Source organism: Streptomyces sp. NPDC053069 (assembly GCF_044546895.1).
Lineage (GTDB): Bacteria > Actinomycetota > Actinomycetes > Streptomycetales > Streptomycetaceae > Streptomyces.
In genome coordinates this window covers 155,974-178,201 of record NZ_JBITZN010000008.1, presented here as the reverse complement: position 1 = coordinate 178,201, position 22,228 = coordinate 155,974, and the positions used below count along the sequence as shown (strand labels likewise).

At 71.1% G+C, this 22,228-nt stretch carries 17 protein-coding genes, 1 tRNA gene and 1 pseudogene; 9 read left to right on the top strand and 10 right to left on the bottom strand.

Annotated elements, in window-relative coordinates; translation table 11 throughout:
* The first annotated feature begins 354 nt into the window (after window positions 1-354).
* From ACIGXP_RS20390 to ACIGXP_RS20370, 5 genes are all read left to right on the top strand, one after another.
* Window positions 355-1,563, top strand: coding sequence for a branched-chain amino acid ABC transporter substrate-binding protein (locus tag ACIGXP_RS20390; protein WP_399770507.1), 1,209 nt, complete (start codon window positions 355-357; stop codon window positions 1,561-1,563).
* Between the two features lie 108 nt (window positions 1,564-1,671).
* Entirely contained in the window at window positions 1,672-2,610 is a 939-nt protein-coding gene (locus tag ACIGXP_RS20385; RefSeq protein WP_363213622.1) for a branched-chain amino acid ABC transporter permease, read from the top strand.
* Window positions 2,611-2,615: 5 nt separating this feature from the next.
* Entirely contained in the window at window positions 2,616-4,400 is a 1,785-nt protein-coding gene (locus ACIGXP_RS20380) for a branched-chain amino acid ABC transporter permease (protein ID WP_399770504.1), read from the top strand.
* 6 nt (window positions 4,401-4,406) lie between these two features.
* The gene (locus tag ACIGXP_RS20375) at window positions 4,407-5,387 is read left to right on the top strand and encodes an ATP-binding cassette domain-containing protein (protein WP_399770113.1); all 981 of its coding nucleotides are present in this window, start codon (window positions 4,407-4,409) and stop codon (window positions 5,385-5,387) included.
* Complete coding sequence (locus ACIGXP_RS20370; protein ID WP_363213620.1) at window positions 5,384-6,100, top strand: ABC transporter ATP-binding protein; 717 nt, start codon at window positions 5,384-5,386, stop codon at window positions 6,098-6,100. The genes ACIGXP_RS20375 and ACIGXP_RS20370 overlap by 4 nt, the downstream gene beginning before the upstream one ends.
* Before the next feature lie 133 nt (window positions 6,101-6,233).
* On the opposite strand, the gene ACIGXP_RS20365 is transcribed toward ACIGXP_RS20370, so the two are convergent.
* Window positions 6,234-6,890: a response regulator gene (locus ACIGXP_RS20365; protein WP_363213619.1), complete on the bottom strand. Its 657-nt coding sequence runs from the start codon at window positions 6,888-6,890 to the stop codon at window positions 6,234-6,236.
* Window positions 6,891-6,988: 98 nt separating this feature from the next.
* Between ACIGXP_RS20365 and ACIGXP_RS20360 the strand changes: the two genes are divergently transcribed.
* A tRNA-Leu gene (locus ACIGXP_RS20360) sits at window positions 6,989-7,063 on the top strand.
* Between the two features lie 76 nt (window positions 7,064-7,139).
* On the opposite strand, the gene pyk is transcribed toward ACIGXP_RS20360, so the two are convergent.
* From pyk to ACIGXP_RS20330, 6 genes and pseudogenes are all read right to left on the bottom strand, one after another.
* Window positions 7,140-8,576 (bottom strand): pyruvate kinase, encoded by a 1,437-nt coding sequence (pyk, locus tag ACIGXP_RS20355; protein WP_363213617.1) that lies wholly within the window; start codon window positions 8,574-8,576, stop codon window positions 7,140-7,142.
* Window positions 8,577-8,712: 136 nt separating this feature from the next.
* Window positions 8,713-10,125, bottom strand: coding sequence for a lysine N(6)-hydroxylase/L-ornithine N(5)-oxygenase family protein (locus ACIGXP_RS20350; RefSeq protein ID WP_399770110.1), 1,413 nt, complete (start codon window positions 10,123-10,125; stop codon window positions 8,713-8,715).
* Window positions 10,122-11,480, bottom strand: coding sequence for a pyridoxal phosphate-dependent decarboxylase family protein (locus tag ACIGXP_RS20345; RefSeq protein WP_399770501.1), 1,359 nt, complete (start codon window positions 11,478-11,480; stop codon window positions 10,122-10,124). Before ACIGXP_RS20345 ends, ACIGXP_RS20350 begins: the two co-directional genes overlap by 4 nt.
* 254 nt (window positions 11,481-11,734) lie before the next feature.
* Window positions 11,735-14,293 (bottom strand): aminopeptidase N, encoded by a 2,559-nt coding sequence (gene pepN / locus ACIGXP_RS20340; RefSeq protein WP_399770108.1) that lies wholly within the window; start codon window positions 14,291-14,293, stop codon window positions 11,735-11,737.
* Window positions 14,294-14,463: 170 nt separating this feature from the next.
* A complete protein-coding gene (locus tag ACIGXP_RS20335; RefSeq protein ID WP_363213614.1) occupies window positions 14,464-14,811 on the bottom strand; it encodes a chorismate mutase in 348 nt (115 codons plus the stop codon).
* Window positions 14,812-14,816: 5 nt separating this feature from the next.
* A pseudogene (locus ACIGXP_RS20330) lies at window positions 14,817-15,652 on the bottom strand (helix-turn-helix domain-containing protein).
* A 98-nt stretch (window positions 15,653-15,750) separates the two neighbouring features.
* Here ACIGXP_RS20330 and ACIGXP_RS20325 point away from each other — a divergent pair.
* The gene (locus ACIGXP_RS20325) at window positions 15,751-17,511 is read left to right on the top strand and encodes a beta-galactosidase family protein (protein ID WP_399770107.1); all 1,761 of its coding nucleotides are present in this window, start codon (window positions 15,751-15,753) and stop codon (window positions 17,509-17,511) included.
* A gap of 58 nt (window positions 17,512-17,569) precedes the next feature.
* Window positions 17,570-18,451 carry a hypothetical protein gene (locus ACIGXP_RS20320; protein WP_363213611.1) on the top strand — a complete coding sequence of 294 codons (882 nt, stop codon included), beginning with the start codon at window positions 17,570-17,572 and terminating at the stop codon, window positions 18,449-18,451.
* 31 nt (window positions 18,452-18,482) lie between these two features.
* On the opposite strand, the gene ACIGXP_RS20315 is transcribed toward ACIGXP_RS20320, so the two are convergent.
* Complete coding sequence (locus tag ACIGXP_RS20315) at window positions 18,483-19,922, bottom strand: MFS transporter (RefSeq protein WP_399770105.1); 1,440 nt, start codon at window positions 19,920-19,922, stop codon at window positions 18,483-18,485.
* A gap of 122 nt (window positions 19,923-20,044) precedes the next feature.
* On the opposite strand from ACIGXP_RS20315, the gene ACIGXP_RS20310 reads away from it, so the two are divergent.
* Complete coding sequence (locus ACIGXP_RS20310; RefSeq protein ID WP_399770103.1) at window positions 20,045-20,527, top strand: MarR family winged helix-turn-helix transcriptional regulator; 483 nt, start codon at window positions 20,045-20,047, stop codon at window positions 20,525-20,527.
* A gap of 6 nt (window positions 20,528-20,533) precedes the next feature.
* Here ACIGXP_RS20310 and ACIGXP_RS20305 read toward each other — a convergent pair whose 3' ends face one another.
* Window positions 20,534-21,439: an SDR family oxidoreductase gene (locus ACIGXP_RS20305; protein ID WP_399770101.1), complete on the bottom strand. Its 906-nt coding sequence runs from the start codon at window positions 21,437-21,439 to the stop codon at window positions 20,534-20,536.
* A gap of 1 nt (window position 21,440) precedes the next feature.
* Window positions 21,441-22,214 carry an SDR family oxidoreductase gene (locus tag ACIGXP_RS20300; protein WP_399770498.1) on the bottom strand — a complete coding sequence of 258 codons (774 nt, stop codon included), beginning with the start codon at window positions 22,212-22,214 and terminating at the stop codon, window positions 21,441-21,443.
* Between the last annotated feature and the right edge of the window lie 14 nt (window positions 22,215-22,228).

Below are 22,228 nucleotides of genomic sequence, written 5' to 3'. Positions count from 1 at the left end.
ACGCCCCTCGGGGTCCCCGGAAGTCGCCTGCAGCAACAGTGATGCGTCATTAGCAAATCGCCTGAGACACCTGAACTGATCATGGTGGGTCCTGCGGGTTCTCAGAATGCGGACGGGGTGAATCGGCCTGAATTCCTGTTTTCCACCCCACGCTGTACCGCTCTGCATTACCCCGTGTCATAACAAGAGCGTCACAGCCTTGGTCAAGCTCTCCTCCACGTTCCCTACACACGCTTAGAGTCACCGCCAGTCACCGCTCCATCGGGAGTTCGGTACCGGCGCGGCACCCACCGCTCCCCTTGTTCCGGGGGTGGAATGTGCCTGCGGAAAGGATCGATTGTGCGACAGCGTTCTCTGGTGATTCTTACCTCCGTGCTGACCACCGGAGCTCTGACTCTCACCGCGTGTGGCTCCCGCGACAAGGACAACAAGGGCGGCGACGGCGGCAACGTGACGGTCACGATCGGCGTCGACGCCCCGCTGACCGGCCAGAACTCCGCGACGGGTCTGGGTATTCAGTACGGCGCCCAGATCGCCGTCGACGACGCCAACAAGAACAAGACCGTCCCCGGCGTCACCTTCAAGATCAAGCCGCTGGACGACAAGGCGATCCCCGCCACCGGCCAGCAGAACGCCACCCAGCTCGTCCAGGACAAGAGCGTCCTCGGCGTCGTCGGCCCGCTCAACTCCGGTGTGGCCACGCAGATGCAGCAGGTCTTCGCCACCGCCAACCTGGTGGAGATCTCCCCGTCCAACACGGGAGTCGAGCTGACCCAGGGCAAGAACTGGCAGACCAGCAAGTCCCGCCCGTTCAAGACCTACTTCCGCACCGCGACCACCGACGCACTGCAGGGTGCCTACGCGGCGGACTACGCCTACAACGGCATTCACAAGAAGAAGGCGTTCGTCGTCGACGACAAGCAGACCTACGGCGCGGGCCTCTCCAAGATCTTCAAGGAGCAGTTCGTCAAGCAGGGCGGAAAGATCATCGGCACGGACCACGTCAACACCGGTGACCGCGACTTCTCCACGCTGGTCACCAAGATCAAGAACTCGGGCGCCGACATTCTGTACTACGGCGGCCAGTACGACGAGTCCGAGGTGCTGACCAAGCAGCTCAAGGACGCCGGCGCCAAGATCCCGCTGTTCGGCGGCGACGGCATGTTCACCCCGACCTACATCAAGACCGCCGGCAAGGCCTCCGAGGGCGACCTGGTGACCTCCATCGGTGTCCCGGTCGACACCCTGCCCGCCGCCAAGGACTTCGTGGCCACCTACAAGGCCAAGAAGTACCCCGGTGACTACGGCACTTACGGCTCGTACTCCTACGACGCCACCACCGCGATCATCAAGGCCGTCGGCCAGGTCGTGAAGGACGGCAAGATTCCGTCCGACGCCCGCAGCCAGGTCGTCGACGCCGTCCAGAAGACCTCCTTCGACGGCATCTCCGGCAAGATCTCGTTCGACGAGTACGGCGACACCACGAACAAGCAGCTGACCGTCTACCAGGTCACCAAGGGTGAGTGGAAGTCCGTCAAGAGCGGCACGGCCAACCCGAAGTAACCCACCCGAGCACACCGCCTCACCAGGGCCGCGCGGCGCAGACCACCGTCACCGCGCGGCCCGCCTTCTACCCCCCTTGACTCTCCCCACCCACATGGAGGCCATGCGGTGAACACCTTGCCGCAGCAGCTGGCCAACGGGCTGTTCCTCGGCTCGATGTACGGGCTGATCGCCATCGGCTACACGATGGTGTACGGCATCGTCCAGCTCATCAACTTCGCCCACGGCGAGATCTTCATGACCGGAGGTTTCGGCGCCCTCACGGTCTACCTCGTCCTGCCGGACGGCATATCCATGTGGATAGCCCTGCCGGCGATGCTGATCGGCGGTGCACTGGTCGCCGTGCTCATCGCCGTCGGCGCCGAGCGTTTCGCCTACCGTCCGCTGCGCGGCGCGCCACGCCTCGCCCCGCTGATCACCGCGATCGGTCTGTCGCTCGCGCTGCAGCAGGCGGTCTTCAACTGGTACAACATCGACGGCGACGCCAAGTCCGCCCGGGTCTTCCCGCAGTTGCCGTTCGGCCCGCTGCACCTCGGCTCCGTGACCGTGCAGAGCGGTGACGTCTTCCTGATCATCGCTGCCCCGGTGTGCATGGCGGTCCTCGCCTTCTTCGTCCGGCTCTCCCGCACCGGCCGCGCCATGCAGGCCACCGCCCAGGACCCGGACACCGCCCAGCTGATGGGCATCGACACCAACCGCATCATCGTCATCGCCTTCGCCATCGGCGGCTTCTTCGCGGCCGTCGCCGGTGTCTCGTACGGCCTCAAGTACGGTTCCGTCTCCTACGACATGGGCTTCATCGCCGGTCTGAAGGCGTTCACCGCGGCCGTCCTCGGCGGCATCGGCAACATCTACGGCGCCATGCTCGGCGGCATCGTCCTCGGCATCGCGGAGGCCATGGCCACCGCCTACATCGCCGACATCCCCGGCATGCAGCAGCTCGGCGGCGGCGGCTGGGCCGCCGTGTGGGCCTTCGTCCTCCTCATCCTCGTACTCCTCTTCAGGCCACAGGGCCTGCTCGGCGAACGCGTCGCGGACAGGGCGTGAGCAGCATGACCGACACCACCACCCAGACCCCGGCCGAGGCTGCCGGGCGCGGGCTCGTCCCGCTGCCCCTCGCCGTCGCGCGTCTGCTGATCGCCGTCGGCGCCGTGGGCACCATCGCCAGCACCTTCCTCAGCTGGACCTGGACGCCCGAATTCCCCGGCGACCTGACCTACTACGGATACCCGGCGGGCCTGCAGACCCTTGCCCTCGTGGCCGGCGCCCTCACCCTGCTGTTCGGGCTCACTCTGTGGAACGTCAAGGGGCTGCGCTGGCTGAACCCGGCGAACGCGGCCTCCCCCGTGCTGCTGACGGCCCTGTCGGCGTTCTCCGTCTGCTGGTTCACCGGCATCGCCATCGCCGTCGACCTCGGCGGTCTGGTCAACCTCGACCCCGGCGCCTTTGTCGCGATGGCGGCCTCCGCGCTGCCCGTCGTCGGCGCCCTCGCCCTGCCCCACCCGGCTCCGGGCACCGGCCTCCGCGGCTACGTCACCAAGCCGCAGCAGCCGCGCCCCGGCACGGTGTCCCCGCTCGCCGGGCGCGGGATCATCACCGCCGGCGTCGGGATCGCCCTGGTGACCTTCACCTACGGCATCGGCATCGACAACGACGCGAGCGAGACCTTCATCGGCTTCATGCTCCTCGTCGCCTTCGCCACCTGGGGTCTCGTCCACACCGGTCTCGTCGACCGCTACGCGACGATCTCGGCACAGCACAAGGGCTTCGCCGCGACCCTCGCCTTCGTCGCCGCAGTGGTCTTCCCCTTCACCCAGAGCGACGACCACAACGCCAACGTCGGCGTGAACATCCTGATCTTCGCCACCGTCGCCCTCGGACTGAACATCGTCGTCGGCCTCACCGGTCTGCTCGACCTCGGTTACGTCGCGTTCCTCGGTGTCGGCGCCTACGCGGCCGCCCTGGTCTCCGGCTCGGAGTACTCCCGGTTCTCCGGTGTGCACTTCCCGTTCTGGGCCGCAGCCCTCACCGGCATGGCCGCCTCCCTGGTCTTCGGTGTGCTGATCGGCGCGCCGACCCTGCGGTTGCGGGGCGACTACCTGGCCATCGTCACGCTCGGCTTCGGTGAGATCTTCCGTATCACCGTCAACAACCTCGACGGCGACTCCGGGCCGAACATCACCCGCGGCCCCAACGGCATCACCCAGATCCCGGATCTGAACATCTTCGGCTTCAACCTGGGCGAGGCGCACGACATCGGGGGATTCACCCTGGGCCGGTTCGCCAACTACCTGCTCCTGATGCTCGTCGTCACGGCGATCGTCGTGCTCGTCTTCACCCGCGCCGCCGACTCCCGCATCGGCCGCTCCTGGATCGCCATCCGCGAGGACGAGACCGCCGCCACGGCCATGGGCATCAACGGCTTCCGCGTCAAGCTGATCGCCTTCGCCCTCGGTGCCTCCCTCGCGGGCCTCGCCGGCACCGTGATGGCACACGTCAACTTCAGCGTGAACCCGCAGCCCTACCAGTTCGCCGGCGCCGCCCCGCCCAACTCGGCCTTCCTCCTGGCCGCCGTCGTCCTCGGCGGCATGGGCACCGTCAGCGGCCCGCTGCTCGGCGCGAGCGTCCTCTACCTGGTCCCGGAGAAGCTCCAGTTCCTGCAGAACTACGAGCTGTTCACCTTCGGCATCGCGCTGATCCTGCTGATGCGCTTCCGCCCGGAGGGCATCATCGCCAACCGCCGCCGCCAGCTGGAGTTCCACGAGACCGGCCAGCTCGACGTACCGGCGCAAGCGACGCTGACCGACGATCCGGCCGTCACCAAGGCAGGGGCGTAAGGAACCATGACGACACCTGTACTCGAAGCCCGTGACGTCACGATGCGCTTCGGCGGTCTGACCGCCGTCCGGTCCGTCGACTTCACGGTCAACAGCGGCGAGATCGTCGGCCTCATCGGCCCGAACGGCGCCGGCAAGACCACCTTCTTCAACTGCCTCACCGGTCTGTACGTCCCCACCGAGGGCACGGTCGCCTACCAGGGCAAGGTGCTGCCGCCCAAGCCGCACCTGGTGACGCAGGCGGGCATCGCCCGCACCTTCCAGAACATCCGGCTCTTCGCGAACATGACCGTGCTGGAGAACGTCCTCGTGGGCCGCCACACGCGGACCAAGGAGGGCCTGTGGTCGGCGCTGCTGCGCGGCCCCGGGTTCCGCAAGGCCGAGAAGGAGTCCGAGGCGAAGGCCATGGAACTCCTGGAGTTCGTCGGCCTCGACGCCAAGCGCGACCACCTCGCCCGCAACCTGCCCTACGGCGAGCAGCGCAAGCTGGAGATCGCGCGGGCACTGGCGAGCGAGCCGGGCCTGCTGCTGCTCGACGAGCCGACGGCCGGCATGAACCCGCAGGAGACCCGGACGACGGAGGAACTGGTCTTCGCCATCCGGGACAAGGGCGTCGCCGTCCTCGTCATCGAGCACGACATGCGGTTCATCTTCAACCTGTGCGACCGGGTCGCCGTGCTCGTCCAGGGCGAGAAGCTCGTCGAGGGCACCTCCGAGGTCGTCCAGGCCGACGAGCGCGTCGTCGCCGCCTACCTGGGCGAACCCTTCGAGGGCGACCCCGGGGAGGCGGAGGCCGCAGAGGTCGAGGCCGCCGAGGCCGCCGCCGAGGCCGGATCCGACGCCGGTCCGGCAGAGGAGTCCGACGCCGGTCCGGCAGAGGAGTCCGACGCGGAGTCCGACGCCGGTCCGGCAGACGAATCCGACGCGGAGTCCGACGGGGCTGCCGACGCGGAGAGCACCAGCACCACCAAGGGAGAGGCCCAGTGACCGCACTGCTGGAGGTCGAGGACCTCAGGGTCGCCTACGGCAAGATCGAGGCCGTCAAGGGCATCTCGTTCAGCGTCGAGGCCGGCCAGGTCGTCACCCTCATCGGCACCAACGGCGCCGGCAAGACGACGACCCTGCGCACGCTCTCGGGGCTGCTCAAGCCCACGTCCGGGAAGATCGTGTTCGACGGCAAGCCGCTCACCGGCGTACCGGCGCACAAGATCGTCGCCCTGGGGCTCGCCCACTCCCCCGAGGGCCGGCACATCTTCCCCCGCCTGTCCATCGCCGAGAACCTCCAGCTCGGCGCCTTCCTCCGCAAGGACAAGGAGGGCATCGAGAAGGACATCCAGCGCGCCTACGACCTCTTCCCGATCCTCGGGGAGCGGCGCAAGCAGGCCGCCGGCACCCTCTCCGGCGGTGAGCAGCAGATGCTGGCCATGGGGCGCGCCCTGATGTCCCAGCCCAAGCTGCTGATGCTGGACGAGCCGTCCATGGGTCTGTCGCCGATCATGATGCAGAAGATCATGGCGACGATCTCCGAGCTGAAGTCGCAGGGCACGACGATCCTGCTGGTCGAACAGAACGCCCAGGCGGCGCTCTCACTCGCCGACCAGGGTCATGTCATGGAGGTCGGCAACATCGTCCTGTCCGGCACGGGCCAGGATCTGCTGCACGACGAGTCGGTCCGCAAGGCGTACCTGGGCGAGGACTAGGCCCGCGACGCCGGGATGATCCAAACGACACCCCCCAGCTCCGCCGGTTCGGCCGGACACCGCGGCTCCGTCGTGTCCGGTCGCGCAGTTCCCCGCGCCCCTTGGTCGGCGCGGGGAACGTCGGCGGGAAGAGTCAGCCCTTCTTGGCCGCCTTCTTCTCCTCGCTGTCCGCGATGACCGCCTCGGCGACCTGCTGCATCGACATGCGACGGTCCATGGAGGTCTTCTGGATCCAGCGGAACGCGGCCGGCTCGGTCAGGCCGTACTCGGTCTGCAGGATGGACTTCGCGCGATCGACCAGCTTGCGGGTCTCCAGGCGCTGGGTGAGGTCGGCGACCTCCTTCTCCAGCTGCTTCAGCTCGGTGAAGCGGGAGACGGCCATCTCGATGGCGGGGACCACGTCGCTCTTGCTGAACGGCTTGACCAGGTACGCCATGGCGCCGGCGTCCCGGGCGCGCTCGACGAGGTCGCGCTGCGAGAAGGCGGTGAGCATCAGGACCGGTGCGATGGACTCCTCGGCGATCTTCTCGGCCGCGGAGATGCCGTCCAGCTTGGGCATCTTCACATCCAGGATGACCAGGTCCGGCTTGTGCTCGCGGGCCAGCTCGACGGCCTGCTCGCCGTCGCCGGCCTCACCGACGACGGTGTACCCCTCCTCCTCCAGCATCTCCTTCAGGTCGAGCCGGATCAGGGCCTCGTCCTCGGCGATGACGACACGGGTCGTCAGCGGAGGCACGTGCGACTTGTCGTCGTCGGGCGCGTCTTCGGGCTGGGGCGACTCGGCGGTCACGGGGGCTCCTCGTTCAGGCAGGGCACTGCTTACAAGAGCCTACCTAGCTACGGTATGGTGGACGCGCGGAGGGTCGGGGGAAACCTTGGATTCTGCGAGCCCCGGTAGCCCAATTGGCAGCAGGCAACGGATTCAAAACCCGTACAGTGTCGGTTCGAGTCCGACTCGGGGCACTTTTCCTTGGATTCCAAGGTCAGCCCTTTTGGCGGGCCCCTCTCGATGAGGGGCCCTTCGTCGTCGTAGGCCTCCCTACTTCGGGCTGTCGTCCTCGCCGATGTGGTGCACCCTGACCATGTTGGTCGAGCCCGAGACACCGGGCGGGGAACCCGCCGTGATCACCACGACGTCCCCCTTCTCGCAGCGGCCGTACTTCAGCAGCAGCTCGTCCACCTGGTCGACCATGGCGTCGGTGGAGTCCACATGCGGCCCCAGGAACGTCTCGGCACCCCAGGTGAGGCTGAGCTGGGAGCGGGTGGCCGGCTCCGGGGTGAAGGCGAGCAGCGGGATCGGCGAGCGGTAGCGGGACAGCCGGCGGGCGGTGTCTCCCGACTGGGTGAACGCCACCAGGAACTTCGCGCCGAGGAAGTCACCCATCTCGGCGGCGGCCCGGGCGACCGCACCGCCCTGGGTGCGCGGCTTGTTCCGCTCGGTCAGCGGCGGCAGGCCCTTGGCGAGCATGTCCTCCTCGGCCGCCGAGACGATCTTCGCCATGGTGCGCACGGTCTCGACCGGGTACTTGCCCACGCTCGTCTCGCCCGAGAGCATCACCGCGTCCGTGCCGTCGAGGACCGCGTTGGCCACGTCGGAGGCCTCGGCGCGGGTCGGCCGGGAGCTGTCGACCATCGAGTCGAGCATCTGGGTGGCGACGATGACCGGCTTGGCATTGCGCCTGGCGAGCTTGACCGCGCGCTTCTGCACGATCGGCACCTGCTCCAGGGGCATCTCCACGCCCAGATCGCCGCGCGCGATCATGAGCCCGTCGAAGGCGGCCACGATGCCGTCGAGGTCCGCCACGGCCTGCGGCTTCTCGACCTTGGCGATCACCGGGAGGCGGCGGCCCTCCTCGGCCATGATGCGGCGCACGGGCCTGACGTCGTCACCGGTGCGGACGAAGGAGAGGGCGATGACGTCGAAGCCGGTGCGCAGCGCCCAGCGCAGGTCGTCCTCGTCCTTCTCGGAGAGGGCGGGGACGGAGACGGCGACTCCGGGGAGGTTCAGGCCCTTGTGGTCGGAGATCACGCCGCCCTCGACCACGCGGGTGCGGACGCGGGGGCCGTCGACGGCGATGACCTCCAGGCAGACCTTTCCGTCGTCCACGAGGACACGCTCCCCGGGGGTGACGTCGGCCGCGAGACCGCCGTAGGTGGTGCCGCACTGGTGCCGGTCGCCCTCGACGCCCTCCTCCACGGTGATGGTGAAGGTGTCGCCGCGTTCAAGGAGTACCGGTCCTTCGGCGAATCGGCCGAGCCGGATCTTCGGACCCTGAAGGTCGGCGAGGATTCCGACGCTGCGGCCGGTTTCGTCGGCCGCCTTGCGCACGCGCTGATATCGCTCCTCGTGTTCGACGTGCGTGCCATGGCTGAGGTTGAACCGGGCGACGTCCATTCCGGCCTCGACCAGTGCCTTGATCTGGTCGTACGAGTCGGTGGCGGGCCCCAGAGTGCAGACGATCTTTGCTCGGCGCATAAGTCGAGCCTAGGCCTTACCCGCGGGTAGCGATTCCGGAGCGGATGTCCGCTCAACAACCTTTGGGTGAAGCCTTATTGACAAGTGTTGAATTGTGCGGCGACTCGCTCCGATGAGCGAGCCGGCCGGCCGTTCCCTACCTCACTTCGACCAGCGGTGTGAGCCGCGGTGCCTGCCGGGCCCGCGGGATCCGGGGCCGGGACTCCTGGAGGCCGAAGGTGGTGAAGGCCGTGCGGGTGGGCAGCGTGTACGGCTCCTTTCCGGTGAGGGAGTTGAGGATGCCGGCGCTGCGCCAGGCGGCGAGGCCGAGGTCGGGCGCGCCGACACCGTGGGTGTGCAGTTCGGCGTTCTGGACGTACACCGAGCCGGTGACCGAGGGGTCGAGGACGAGCCGGAACTCCTCGTCGATCCGCGGGCGTTCGCTGCTGTCGCGGCGCACATAGGCGTCGAGCCCGGCGAGCAGGCGGCCGAGAGGGCGCTCCCGGTAGCCGGTGGCGAGGACGACGGCGTCCGTCGTCAGCCGGGAGCGGCTGTTCTGCTGGAGGTGTTCCAGATGCAGCTCGATCTTGGTGGTGGCGATGCGGCCCGCCGTACGGACCCGGACGCCGGGGGTGAGGACGGCGTCGGGCCAGCCGCCGTGCAGGGTGCGCCGGTACAGCTCGTCGTGGATGGCGGCGAGGGTGCCGGCGTCGATGCCCTTGTGCAGCTGCCCCTGGGCGGCGACCAGCCGGTCGCGGACGGGCTCGGCGAGGGCGTGGAAGTAGCGGGTGTAGTCGGGCGTGAAGTGCTCCAGGCCGAGCTTGGAGTACTCCATCGGCGCGAACGCCTCGCTGCGGCCGATCCAGTGCAGCTTCTCGCGGCCGGCGGGGCGGTGGCGCAGCAGGTCGAGGAAGACCTCGGCGCCGGACTGTCCGGAGCCGACGACGGTGACGTGCTCGGCGGCCAGGACGGCGGAGCGGTGGTCCAGGTAGTCGGCGGCGTGGATGACGGGCACGCCCGGGGCGTCCACCAGCGGCTGGAGCGCGTCGGGCACATAGGGAGCGGTGCCGACGCCGATGACGACGTTCCGGGTGTAGGTACGGCCCAGGGCCTCCGTCTCGCCGTCGGCGCCCAGCTGGGTGAAGTCCACCTCGAACACGTCCCGTTCGGGGTTCCAGCAGACCGAGTCGACCTGGTGGCCGAATCTCAGCCCGGGCAGGCTCTGCGCGACCCAGCGGCAGTAGGCGTCGTACTCGGCGCGCTGGATGTGGAAGCGCTCGCCGAAGTAGAAGGGGAAGAGCCGTTCGTGCGTTCTGAGGTAGTTCAGGAAGCTCCAGGGACTGGTCGGGTCGGCGAGGGTCACCAGGTCGGCCAGGAAGGGCACTTGGATGGTGGCACCCTCGATGAGCAGGCCGGGGTGCCAGTCGAAGCCGGGGCGCTGTTCGTAGAAGACGGCGTCCAGTTCGGCGAGCGGATGGGCGAGGGCGGCCAGGGAGAGGTTGCACGGTCCGATGCCGATACCGACCAGGTCGCGGGGGGAGGCCGGCTCGTGGCATGGGGGGTTGGTCATGCGAGGGTGCCTTCTTCCACGAGTTTCAGGAGCTGGGCCAGGTCGCCCGGCCGGGTGTGCGGGTTGAGGAGCGTGGCCTTGAGCCAGAGCCGGCCGTCGAGCCGGGCGCGCCCCAGGACGGCCCGGCCCTCGTGCAGCAGCCTGCGGCGTACGGCGGCCACGGTGTCGTCGGCGGCGCCTGCGGGCCGGAACAGGACCGTGCTGATCACCGGCCGGTCGTACAGCTCGAAGCCGGGGTGTTCCTGGATCAGCGCGGCGAACTCGGCTGCCCGGGCGCAGACGTGGTCGACCAGGGCGCCGAGTCCGGTGCGGCCGAGGGTCTTCAGGGTGACGGCGGTCTTGAGGATGTCGGGGCGGCGGGTCGTGCGCAGGGAGCGGTCGAGCAGGTCGGGGAGTCCGGCCTCGGTGTCGTCGTCGGCGTTCAGGTAGTCGGCACGGTGGTGGAGCACGGCGAGTTCGGCGGGGCGGGCGACGGCGAGGAGGCCGGCGGCGACCGGCTGCCAGCCGAGCTTGTGCAGGTCGAGGGTGGCGGTGTGGGCGGCCTCCAGGCCGGCGAGTTTCTCCCGGTGCCGGTCGCTGAAGAGGAGGCCACCGCCGTAGGCGGCGTCGATGTGCAGGCGGGCGCCGTGGGCGGTGCACAGTCCGGCGATCTCCGGCAGCGGGTCGATGAGCCCGGCGTCCGTGGTGCCGGCGGTGGCGGCGACCAGCAGTGGGCCGGAGAGCGCGGTGAGGGCCTCGTCGAGGGCGGCGAGGTCGAGCGTCCCGGCCGCGGCCGGGACGACGACCGGGTCGGGCAGGCCGAGCAGCCAGGCGGCGCGCGGCAGCGAGTGGTGGGCGTTGGCCCCGCACACGAGGCGCACGCTGCCGCCGTGGGCCTCGCGCGCCAGCAGCAGGGCGAGCTGGTTGGACTCGGTGCCTCCGGAGGTGACGAGGGCGTCGGCGAGCCCTGCGGCGTGGGCGAGTGCGCGAGTGACGGCGGCTTCCAGGGCGGAGGCGGCCGGGGCCTGGTCCCAGGAGTCCAGGGACGGGTTGAGGGCGCTGACGGCGAGGTCGGCGGCGGTGGCCACGGCGAGCGGGGGGCAGTGCAGATGGGCGGCGCACAGCGGGTCGGCCGGATCGGCGGCGCCCTCCGCCAGGGCCTGCACGAGCGCGTGCAGGGCATCGGGGTCGCCGTGGTCCGCCAGGACGTCCCCGAGGACATCGGCGACGCGCGCGGCGACGGCCTCGGGTCCCCCGGCGGGCAGCGGCCCCCCGCGCTCCCGGCTTCCGGCCGCGAGCGCGTCGAGGACGGTGCCGAGGAGGGGGCGCAGGGTGCCGGGACCGTGGGGGCCCGAGGCGAGGGGCGGCGTATGCAGAGGTTCCGCACCGCTCATCGGCTGTCCTCCCGCTCATAAGCTGACCTTCGGTATCCAGCTTGTACGGGAAGAGGACCGCTTGTCCCGAAAGAACGACGATCGCACCCGAAAGTGGGTACTGCCGTGTGAGGAAGGCGTGTTGGGGAAGAGCCTGGGTTTCGGGCGAGCCGTTCAGCCCCCTCCGCCGGAGTCCTCCCCGTGGTCCCGGGCCCGCTGAGCGCCGGCGCGACGGCAGGGACCAGCCACGCCCCGGATCACCGGATCTGCTTCTCCGGCAGCCCCTTTCCCTTCCGTTCCTCCTGTCCGCCGTTCTCCGCCTGCGCCCCCTGCTCCTGCCTGCCGCGCACCCGCAGGGCGCGGGCCAGGTCGTCGAGACGGTCGGCGAGGGTGCGGCGCAGGGCCGGGGTGGGGTCGGCGTCGCGCAGACAGGCCTCCCCCAGCCGCAGGTTCTCGGTGTCGACGGCATGCGCCGGGAAGGCCCAGCGGCCGGCTGCGACCGCTATGGCGGGGCCGCGCCGGGCGCTGACGGCGACCGCGTCCGCGTAGAAGCGCGGCACGTACTCCCGCACCAGACCGGCCTGTTCGGGCTGCCAGAAGCCCTGGGCGGTGGCCGTGAAGAGGTAGTTGGACAGGTCGTCGCCGGCGAACATCGCCTCCCAGGCCGCGCGCTTGGCGTCCGGGTCGGGCAGGGCGGCCCGGCAGCGGGCGGCGCCCTCCTGGCCGGTGGCGGAGGGGTCGCGCTCCAGCTCGGCGGCGATGGCGGCCTCGTCGGTGGCGCCGAGCGCGGCGAGCCGGCCGAGGATGCGCCAGCGCAGCTCGGGGTCGAGTTCCGGACCGCCGGGCACCGTGCCGTCGGCGAGCCAGGCGGCGATGGTGTCGGGGTGGGCGGCCACGGAGATCAGGTGCCGTACGGCGATCAGGCGCAGGCCCGGGTGGTCGCCGTCCTCGGTGCGGCGCAGCAGGTCGCGGCAGAGGGCGGTGAGGGTCGACAGGGCGGCCGGGCGGTCCTCGGGCCTCAGGTACTGGTCGGCGATCTGCCCGGAGGCGAAGGCGAGGACGCCCTGGGCGAGGGCCAGGTCCGTCTCGCGCGGGAGGTGGGCGCGGGCCGCCTCCAGGTAGGCCTCGGGCGGGAGTTCGCCGTCGCGCACGGCGTCCCGCAGGGCGTTCCAGACGACCGCGCGGGTGAGCGGGTCGGGCAGGCCGGACAGGCCGGAGCGGACCGTGGCGAAGGACTCGGCGTCGAAGCGGACCTTGGCGTAGGTGAGGTCGCGGTCGTTGAGCAGCAGCAGCGCGGGACGCTTGCCGATGGGCTGCGGGGCGGTCTGCGGGACGTCGACGTCGAGGCGCTCGCGCAGCACCAGCCGGCCCTCGTCGGCCACGTCGTGGTCGTACAGGCCGGCGGTGAGGCGGTGCGGGCGGGCGCCCGTGCGGTCGACGGTCAGGGTGCAGCTGCCGTCGGCGGCGGCGATGACCGGCGTGAGCTGGTCCACGCCGGTGGTGCGCAGCCAGCTGTCGGCCCAGGCGGGCACATCGCGGTCGGTGGCGGAGGCGAGGGAGTCGATGAAGTCGGCGAGGGTGGCGTTGCCGAACCTGTGCCGGGCGAAGTGGGTGTTGATGCCGGCGAGGAAGTCCTTCTCGCCGAGCCAGGCGGCCAGCTGGCGCAGCGCGGAGGCGCCCTTGGCGTAGGAGATGCCGTCGAAGTTGAGCAGCGCGGAGGCCGTGTCGTCGACCTTCTCGGGGGCGACCGGGTGGGTGGTGGGCCGCTGGTCGGCGTCGTAGCCCCAGGCCTTGCGGGTCACGCCGAACTCGGTCCAGGGACCGGTGAAGCGGGTTGCCTCGGCGGTGGTCTGGTAGCCCATGTACTCGGCGAAGGACTCGTTGAGCCAGATGTCGTCCCACCACTTGAGCGTGACGAGGTCGCCGAACCACATGTGGGCCATCTCGTGTGCGATGACCATGGCGCGGGTCTGCCGCTCGGTGTCGGTGACGGCGGAGCGGTAGACGAAGTCGTCGCGAAAGGTGACCAGGCCCGGGTTCTCCATGGCGCCCGCGTTGAACTCGGGGACGAAGGCCTGGTCGTAGGAGTCGAAGGGGTACGGCTCCTCGAACTTCTCGTGGTAGCGGTCGAAGCACGCGCGCGTGACGTCGAAGATCTCGTCGGCGTCGGTGTCGAGGTACGGCGCGAGGGAGCGGCGGCAGTGGATGCCGAAGGGCAGTCCCTGGTGCTCGGTGCGCACCGAGTGCCAGGGGCCGGCGGCGACGGCGACCAGGTAGGTGGAGATCAGCGGGGTGGGTGCGGCCTGCCAGACGCCGTCGCCCCGGTGCTCGGTGACGCCGTTGGCGAGTACGGTCCAGCCCTCGGGCGCCTTGACGGAGACCTCGAAGACGGCCTTGAGGTCGGGCTGGTCGAAGGCGGCGAAGACGCGCTGGACGTCGTCCATGAACATCTGCGTGTAGACGTACGTCTCGCCGTCGCTCGGGTCGGTGAAGCGGTGCATGCCCTCGCCGGTACGGGAGTAACGCATGGCCGCGTCGACACGCAGTTCGTGTGCGCCCGCGGCGAGGTTCGTCAGCGCCAGCCGGCCGTCCTGCAGCGACTCGGGGTCGAGGGGCGCCCCGTCGAGCGTGACAGCGCGCAACTCGGCGGGCTTCAGCTCGACGAAAGTGTCCCCGGCGGACCGCGCGGTGAACCGGATCACGGTACGGGAGTCGAAGGTCTCGTCCCCGGTCGTGAGGTCCAGTTCGACGGTGTAGCGGTGGACGTCGAGGAGCTGTGCTCGGAGCTGCGCTTCGTCGCGCGTGAGTACGGACATGCAGGCCATGCTGCCTGATCCCGCTGACACCGCACAGAGGGTGGGCAGCTTCACGCCTTATGTCCCACTCGTCCCCCAGCCACTCCCCCGAGCCGGTCCCGCGAGCCAGTCCCCCGACCCCGTGTCCCGACCCGTCCCCCCGACCCGGCCGCGCGCGCCTCGGCGCGAGATCAGGCCTGCGTCTGCTGTCCGTTGGCGGCGTCCTCGGCGATGCGCTCGTGGTGGCGGATCACCTCCGCGATGATGAAGTTCAGGAACTTCTCCGCGAAGGCCGGGTCGAGTTTGGCGTTCTCCGCCAGGCGGCGCAGCCGCTCGATCTGGCGGGCCTCACGGGCCGGGTCGGCGGGCGGCAGCTGGTGCACCGCCTTGAGCCTGCCGACCTGCTGGGTGGCCTTGAAACGCTCGGCGAGCAGGTGGACGACGGCCGCGTCGATGTTGTCGATGCTGTCGCGCAGCCGCTCCAGCTCCTGACGGACCTCGGGGTCCACGTCACCGTTTCCGATGTTGCTGGTGGTCATGGGCGTCAGCCTAGGGGGTCGCCGGGCCCGGCCTCGGCGGTGTCCGGAGAGTGGATCATCGGCGGATCCTCGGGGTCCGGGACGCGGTCGCTCCAGCCACCGGGGACGGTGCGGCCCTGCTGGGCGCGGAAGCGGGCCGGTGCGAGGCCCACGCGGCGGGTGAACAGCCGGGAGAAGTAGGCGGGGTCGTCGTAGCCGACGCGGCGGGCGACGGCGGCGACGGGCAGCTCGGTGGCGGCGAGGAGTTCCTTGGCGCGGCCGAGGCGGATGCCCAGCAGATAGTCCTTCGGGCTGCAGCCCGCGGCCCGGCGGACGGCGCTGCGCAGCTCGGCGGGGGTCATGCCGTGCACGCGCGCGTGGTCGGCGACGCTCATCGGCGTGCAGGCGTCCCGCGCGAGCGCCTCGAGCACCTGGTCGCCGTCCGGGGCGAGGTCGGCACGGGCACGGCGCAGGGTGACGAGGAGCTCGTGCACGGCGGCGCCGGTCTCCACCTCCAGCAGCGGGTTGCCACGGCGGGCGGCACGGGCGATACGGGCGACCACCGCGCGGGGCCCGGAGGCGTCGGAGAGCGGGACGACGGGCCGGTCCGGCTCGATGTAGCCGAGTTCGGTGTATGTGGCGGTTGCGGGTCCCGCGAAGTCCACGAAGCCCTCGTCCCAGCCGGTGTCCGGGTCGGGCGCGTAGTGGTGGGACACACCGGGGGTGAGCCAGAGCAGCGCGGGCGCGGTGACGGTCGTACGGTGGGCAGCACGCCGTGCTGGAGGCCGACGCCCAGGCACACCAGGCCGAGGCCGTGGTGGGCGGGGCCGGGGCTGAAGAACCGCATCCAGGTCTGGTACATCGGTGCTCCTCCCGGCGTCGGCGGCCGCGGACTTTTGTCCAAGCAGCGCCGATCTTCGTCCATGGTGCTGACCGCCGGAAGGGGTGAGGCTGAGGCGCATGAGCGAGTTCACGGTGGGGGCACGCGACTTCCTGCTGGACGGGCGGCCGCTGCGGCTGCTGTCCGGGGCGCTGCACTACGTCCGGGTGCACGAGGGGCACTGGCGGCACCGCCTTGCGATGCTGCGTGCGATGGGCCTGAACTGCGTGGAGACGTATGTCCCCTGGAACCTGCACCAGCCCGCCCCGGGCGACTACCGGGACGTGCAGGCGCTCGGCCGGTTCCTGGACGCGGTGCGGGAGGCCGGCCTGTGGGCGATCGTGCGGCCGGGCCCCTACATCTGCGCCGAGTGGGAGAACGGCGGACTGCCGCCCTGGGTGACGGGCGAGCCGGGCACGCGCGTGCGCACGCGTGACGAGCGTTATCTGTCGCATGTGAAGCACTGGTTCCACCATCTGATGCCCCAGGTCGTGCCCCGGCAGATCGACCGCGGCGGCCCGGTGATCCTGGTGCAGGCCGAGAACGAGTACGGCAGCTACGGCAGCGACACCGGCCATCTGGAGGAGCTGGCCGCTCTGCTGCGCGCCGAGGGCGTCACGGTACCGCTGGTCACCTCGGACGGCCCCGAGGACCACATGCTGACCGGCGGCTCGCTGCCCGGGGTGCTCGCCACGGTCAATTTCGGCTCCCACGCGCGCGAGGCCTTCGGGACACTGCGCCGACACCGCCCCGAGGGCCCGCTGATGTGCATGGAGTTCTGGTGCGGCTGGTTCGACCACTGGGCCGGCGAGCATGTCGTACGGGACCCGGAGGAGGCCGCCGGGGCGCTGCGGGAGATCCTGGAGTGCGGGGCGTCGGTGAACCTCTACATGGCGCACGGCGGCACCAGCTTCGGCGGCTGGTCGGGCGCCAACCGGGGCGGCGGCGAGCTGCACGAGGGCCCGCTGGAGCCCGATGTGACCTCGTACGACTACGACGCCCCGGTGGACGAGTACGGCCGCCCCACGGAGAAGTTCTGGCGCTTCCGCGAGGTGCTGGCCGCGTACCACTCCGAACCGCTGCCCGAACTCCCGCCCCTGCCGGCCCCGTTGGCCCGCCCGACGGAGGTCACGTTCGACGGCTGGGCGCCCTTGGGTGACGTCCTGGAGACACTGGGCGGCGCGGAGACGGTCGCACCGCTGCCGCCCTCCTTCGAGGAACTGCACGTCACCCGCGGCCTGGTGCGCTACCAGGTCGACGTGCCCGGCCCGCGGCAGCCGTACCCGCTGACCCTGCGCGGGCTGCGGGACCTCGCGGTGGTGTACGTCGACGGGGAGCGGGCCGGGGTGCTCACCGAGGAGGAGCCGCGCCTGAAGGAGCCGGTGGCGGGCCCCGCGCGCGTGGAGCTGTGGGTGGAGTCCCTCGGGCGGGTGAACTACGGGCCGCGCTTCGGCGAGGTGAAGGGCATCACCGGCGGCATCCTGCACGAGCGGCAGTTTCTGCACGGGGTACGCGCGCGTGGCCTGGATCTGGGCGCGTTCGACGGGGGCGTGGACGCGGTGCCGTTCGGTGCCCTGCCGCAGGAGGGCGCACCGGGCCTGTACCGGGGCTCGGTCGTGGTCCACGGAGCCGGCGACGCCCGGCTGGAGCTGCCCGGCAGGACCCGTGGCTTCGTCTGGATCAACGGCTTCAACCTGGGCCGTTACTGGTCGGTGGGCCCCCAGCGGTCCCTGTACGTCCCCGGCCCGGTGCTGCGGGAGGGCGCGAACGAGGTGTGGGTGCTGGAGCTGCAGCAGACGGACGCGGACCACCCGGCGCCGCCCCGTCTGCTGCCCGTGTGACCAGCCGTCCCCGCCGCCTACAGTGGAAAGGGGTTCCGGCGTCTTTGGGGGTGCGGACGTGGCGAACGGCGGACCGGTCCAGCACGGCTACCCGCACCTGGAGACGGTGCGGGCCGCCATCACCGCGCTGTACAAGCGCCTGTCCTACACCACCGTCCAGACGTTCTCGACCAGCGTGGTCCCCGCCGACGTGGCCTTCTGCGACACCGACGACCTGCATCTGGGCGCGCAGCGGGTGGCCCGCGAGATCGTGCGGCACTTCCGGCTGCCGGACGCGCGGCTGATCGTCGGCTTCCGGGAGATGACCCATGCGGCGAACGTCGAACTGGCGGCCGGCCCCGAGTACTTCGTGGAACTGAACGACCGTTTCCGCACCCACCGCAGGGACATCGGCGCGGCGCTCGCCCACGAGGTGGCGCACGTCTACCTGCACCGCCTGGACCTGTCCTTCCCGACCACGGCGGAGAACGAGATCCTCACGGACACGGTGACGACCTACCTGGGTGCGGGCTGGCTGCTGCTGGACGCCTACCGGGAGGACGCGGTCTCCTCGCAGAAGCTCGGCTACCTCACCCCGGAGGAGTTCGGTTACGTCCTGGCCAAGCGGGCGCTGCTCTTCCAGGAGGACCCCTCGGTGTGGTTCACCAGCCCGCAGGCCTACGACGCGTACGGCAAGGGGATGGCCCTGGCCCGCCGGGACGAGCAGCAGCCGCCGCTGACCGGGGCCGGCTGGGCGGGCCGGCGGCGGTACGCCCACGACCGCCGGCACGCGTCCGGTGTCCAGCCGACGGCCGCCTACGCCTTCTCCCCCGACCCCGCCGGCCGGCTCCGGGTGACCTTTCCCTGCCCTACCTGCCAGCAGCGGATCAGGGTGCCGGTGAAGGGGCGGGTGCGGGCGCGGTGCGGCTTGTGCCGGACGGTGCTGGAGTGCGACACATAGGTCCACGGCACCGCGCCGGGGGCTCCGTGTGTCAGCCGAGCTGCTCGGACGCCGCCCGCCGGGGAAGCGCCGCACACAACACCCCGCACGCCACGAACACCCCGGTCACCCACGGCATCGCATCGCCCAACGCCCTGGTCATTCCCTCCCCGACGGCCCCGAAGAACACCGTGCCGATCACGGCGGCCCCCACCGCTCCCCCGAACTGCTGAGCCGTGGAGAAGATCCCGGACGCCCCGCCGGCCAACTCCCCCGGCACCGCCGACAGCACCACGTTCACCAGCGGCACCACCAGGAAGCCCAGCCCCGCCCCGGCGACGAGCAGCCCCGGCACCAGCGGCCACGCCCCGGTGTGCGCGGCCTGCGCCCCCTCGGCCACGGCCCCGACCCAGCCGAGGCCGCCGGCCATCATCAGCGCCCCGGCACCGAGCACCAGCCGCCCGTACCGTACGGCGAGCCCGTCCGCGGCCGGCGCGGTGAGGAAACCGCCCGCCGAGAAGGCGACCGTCACCAGCCCGGCCTGCATCGGCGTGTACTCCTCGCCGGCCTGCAGCCAGACCGCGAAGGCCAGGAAGAAGCCCTGCATACCGACGGAGAACAGCAACTGGACGAGCACACCCACCGAGAACACGGGGAGCCGGAAGGCACGGGCCGGCAGCAGCGGCACCGTCCCGGGCCGGTGCCGCCGGGCCTCGTACACCCCGAGCCCCACCACGGCCACGGCACCCGCCCCCAGGCAGGCCCAGCCCCACAGCGGCCAGCCGTTCTCCCGGCCCTGCACCAGCGGCAGCACGATCGCGACCAGGCCCCCGGCCAGCAGCACACTGCCCACGACGTCCGGCCGGCCCGCCGACCGCTCCCGCGTGGCGGGGACCAGCAACAGCCCGCCGACGAAGGTCGCCGCGGCCACCGGCACGTTCACCAGGAACACCGAGCGCCAGCCCCAGCCGAACAGGTCGGCGTCCGTGAGCACCCCGCCGAGCAGCAGCCCGACGGCGGAGGCGAACCCGGCGACGGCGCCGTACATCCCGAAGGCGGCCCCGCGTTCCCTGCCCTGGAAGAGGGTGCGGAACGAGCCGATCACCTGCGGCACCAGCACGGCCGCCAGCACGCCCTGGACGGCGCGGGCGGCGATCAGCTGCCCCGGTGACCGGGCGATCCCGCAGGCCAGGCTCGCCAGTCCGAAACCGGCCGTGCCGGCGAGGAAGAGCGAGCGGCGGCCGATGCGGTCGCCGAGGTGGCCGGAGACGATCAGGGCGGCGGCGAAGCCGAGCAGGTAGGCGGAGACGACCCATTGCAGGTCGCTGGCCGAGGCGTGCAGATCACGGCTGATGGAGGGCACGGCCACGTTGACGATCGTGGTGTCCAGCAGATCCATGAGCGCCGCGATCATCATCACGACGGCGGCGGCCCAGCGGCGCGGATGGGGTGCCGTCGCGCCGGCGGGATGTTCGGCGAGCGTTGCGGACATGACGGTCTCCTCGGCTCCTGGACGGGATTTATTTCGTTCGACCTAACGAAAGAGTTGCACCGACGCAGTCGTTGCCGCAAGTAGTTAGTTCGATCGAACGAAATTTTTGCTAGCATGGAGACATGGCCGAGGAAGACGAGAAACGGGACGAGACGGCGCGGTCCGAGGCGCTGGAGCAGCTCATGCAGGTGGGCCGGGCGCACAGCGCGGTCACGGTCATGTTCCACTCGGCGGTCGCCGCCAAGCAGGGCCTGAACGCGACGGAGACGAAGACCCTCGATCTCCTCCAGCGGCACGGCCCGCTCACCGCGAAGGACCTCGCCGGGCTGACCGGACTCGCCCCCGCGTCCGTCACGGGGCTGCTCGACCGGCTGGAGGGCAAGGGTTTTGTGCGCAGGGTCGGGCACCCGACGGACAAACGCCGGGTGCTGGTCGAACTGAACCAGGGCAAGCTCGCCGAGCTGGCCGCGTTCTTCGAGGACTGGGCGCGGGACGTCGTCGAGGCGTGCGAGGAGTTCAGCACGGACGAGCTCAGGACGGTGATCCGCTTCCTGTCGGTGATGAGCGAGCGGCAGCACGCGGCGGCGGCCCGCCTGACCGGCTGACCATCGCTACGCCCCGTAGACCGCCCCCGGCCGCGCCGCCTCCGCCAGCAGCTTGCGTGCCGTCTCCCCCGCCTCGGCCGGCGTCCGGCGTGTGCCCTGGTCGGCGGTGGGGCCCGGCCGCCAGCCCTCCATGACGGTGATCCGGCCGCCTTCCGCCTCGAAGACCCGGCCGGTGACCCCCGCGCTCGCGGCCGAGCCCAGCCAGACCACCAGCGGGGAGACGTTCTCGGGGGCCATGGCGTCGAAACCGGTGGCCGGGGCCGCCATGGCCTGGGCGAAGGCGCGTTCCGTCATGCGGGTGCGGGCGGCGGGCGCGACGGCGTTGACCTGTACGCCGTAGCGGGCGAGTTCGGCCGCCGCGACCAGGGTCAGCCCGACGATGCCGGCCTTGGCGGCGCTGTAGTTGCCCTGCCCGACCGAGCCCAGCAGACCGGCCCCGCTGCTGGTGTGGACGATCCGGGCCTGCGGGACACGCCCGGCCTTGGCCTCGCCCCGCCAGTGCGCGGCAGCGTGCTTCAGGGGCAGGAAGTGCCCTTTGAGGTGAACGCGGATCACGGCGTCCCAGTCGTCCTCGTCGAGATTGACCAGCATCCGGTCGCGCAGGAACCCGGCGTTGCTCACGAGCGTGTCGAGCCGGCCGTACACGTCCAGGGCGGTACGGACCAGGGAGGCGGCGCCGTCGGTCGTGGCGATGTCACCGCCGTGCGCGACCGCCTCGCCGCCGGCGGCCCGGATCTCCGCGACGACGGCCTCGGCCGGGCTCTCCGCGCCGGGCGCCCCGTCCAGTCCCACACCCAGGTCGTTGACGACGACCCGGGCGCCCTCGGCCGCGAAGGCCAGGGCATGCGCGCGGCCGAGCCCGCGGCCGGCTCCGGTGACGGCGACCACCCGGCCCTCGCAGATTCCGCTCATCTCACTTCTCCCTGTTGACGGTTGCGGCGTCCAGAAAGACGGGCCGCTCCCCGCCCCCGTGCACGTGCAGACTGGCTCCGCTGATGTAGGCGGCGGCGTCGGAGGCGAGGAAGACGGCGGCGGACCCGATGTCGGCCGGGACGGCCAGCCGGCCGAGCGGGACGGTACGGGAGACGGCGGCGATGCCGTCGGGGCCGCCGTAGTGCAGATGCGACAGCTCGGTGTGGACCATGCCGACCACGAGCGTGTTGACGCGGACCTCCGGCGCCCATTCCACGGCCATGGAGGCGGCCAGGTTCGCCAGACCGGCCTTGGCCGCGCCGTACGCCGCCGAACCGGGCGAGGGCCGGCCGCCGCTGACGCTGCCGACCATGACGACCGAGCCCCGGCTGCGCCGCAGGTGCTCGTGCGCGGCGAGCGAGGCGGTCAGCGGGGCGATCAGATTCAGTTCGACCACCCGGGCATGCCGTTCGGCGTCGGCGTCCGCGAGCCGCCGGTAGGGCGTGCCGCCCGCGTTGTTGACGAGGACGTCGAGCCGGGGCAGCGCGGCGAAGAAGGCCCGTACGGCGGGCGGGTCGCGCACATCGAGTGGGGCGAACTCGACGCCGTCCAGGGGCTGTTCGGGCGGCCGGCGGGCGCAGGCCACGACCCGGGCACCGGTCTCGGCGAACGCCCGGGCGATCCCGGCTCCGACCCCCCGGGTGCCGCCCGTGACGACCACGGTTCTGTCACTGGTCCTGTCGCCGGTCGTGTCGCCGGTCCTGTCGCGCGGCAACTTGTCCACAGGCT